1 protein-coding gene is annotated in these 1,643 nt (G+C 77.2%); it reads left to right on the top strand.

Annotation, left to right across the window (positions count from 1 at the left end; genetic code table 11):
• Positions 1-144: 144 nt before the first annotated feature.
• On the top strand, positions 145-1,643 hold a 1,499-nt coding region (locus AB0D66_RS34530; protein ID WP_362311098.1), incomplete at its 3' end, for an ABC transporter permease subunit.

The following is a 1,643-nucleotide window of genomic DNA, read 5'->3' as shown; positions in this document are numbered from 1 at the left end:
GCCGCTGCCTGGGCGTCGTCGACGACGCGGGGCTGCTCGCGGTGGTGGCCGGTCTGCCGGCCGCGGCCGGGCGGGGGGTGGCGGCATGACCCGCCGTACCCACGCCCGCCATACCGGCGCCCCCGGCACGGGGCGGTGGCACGGATGAGCACGACCACGAGACCCGCACACAAACCCGAACGCCAGGCCCGCGCCGGACAGCCGCAGCGGCAGTCCGGCGCCGCCCGGGCCGGCGGCACCCGGTCTTCCGCCGTCGCGTCGCCGCGCCTGCGCCTGAAGGCCCTGCTGTTCGACCACCGCGCCGGCCGCCGGGTCCTGCCCCTCGCCGTCGCCGCGGTGGCGCTGCTCGCGCTCGCGCTCGCCTTCCCCGGCGCCGGGAGCTGGCCCGCCGCGCTGTCCGTCGACCTTTCCGGGCCGCTCGGCCGGGCCGGGGACTGGATCATCGACAACCGGGACGGCCACCCGCTCTTCCTCTACTTCTTCGGGCACGTCAGCAACGCCGTGGTGGTGTCCGTCCGCGCGGTGTACGTCGTCCTGCTCGCCGCGGGCTGGACCGGCGTCACCGCCCTGGCCGGCCTCGTCGCCCTGCGCCTCGCGGGCTTGCGGCTCGCCGTCACCTGCGTGGCCGCCTTCGCCGTGTGCGGGCTGCTCGGCATGTGGGTGCCGACGATGCAGACCCTCGCGCTGATGGTCGTGGCCGTCGCCGCGTCCGTCGCCGTCGGCGGCCTGCTCGGCCTCGCCGCCGGACTGTCGCCGCGGGCCGGCCGCGCGCTGCGCCCCGTACTCGACACCATGCAGGTGCTGCCCGCCTTCGCGTACCTGCTGCCGATGGTGCTGGTCTTCGGGATCGGCGTACCGGCAGCCGTGCTCGCCACCGTGGTGTACGCGGCGCCGCCGATGGCCCGGCTCACGGCGCTGGGCCTGCGCGAGGCCGACGCCGGGGTGCTGGAGGCCTCCGCCTCGCTGGGTGCGACCGGGCGGCAGCGGCTGCTGACCGCGCGGCTCCCGCTGGCCCGCCGGCAGATCCTGCTCGGCGTCAACCAGGCCATCATGATGGCGCTGTCGATGGCCGTCATCGCCTCCGTGATCGGCGCGGGCGGCCTCGGCGACCGGGTCTACCAGGCCCTCGCCTCGGTCGACGTGGGTGCGGCGCTCGCCGCAGGCATCCCCATCGTGCTGCTCGCGGTGGTCCTGGACCGCACCGCCGACGCGGCGGGCGCCCGGCTGGGCGCCGCCCCGGTCCCCTCGGACCGGCAGCCGCTGCTGCGGCGGGTGTTCGAGGGCTGGTACGGGCGGCTGCTCACCGTTCTGACGGCCGTCGCCGCCGCCGTCGCGGGCCGGATGGCGGGCACGTCCCTGTGGCCGGAGTCCTGGACCGTGCCGATCGCGGAGCCGGTCAACCGGGCGGTCGGCTGGATGACGGACCACCTCTACTCCGGGGTGCCGGTGGTCGGCGGGACCGCCGACTGGGCGGCCCGCTTCACCGGCTGGATCCTCGACCCGCTGCGCTCCGGGCTGCAGGCCACCCCCTGGTGGCTGCTCCTGCTCGTGGTCGGCGCGCTCGGCCTGCTGGCGGGCACCTGGCGCACCGCGCTGACCGCCGTGCTCGCGCTGGCGGCCATCGGGGTGCTCGGCGTGTGGGA

The organism is Streptomyces sp. NPDC048270, from assembly GCF_040652335.1.
GTDB lineage: Bacteria > Actinomycetota > Actinomycetes > Streptomycetales > Streptomycetaceae > Streptomyces.
The sequence above is the reverse complement of the archived record's forward strand: the minus strand, read 5'-3'. Positions and strand labels throughout refer to the sequence as shown.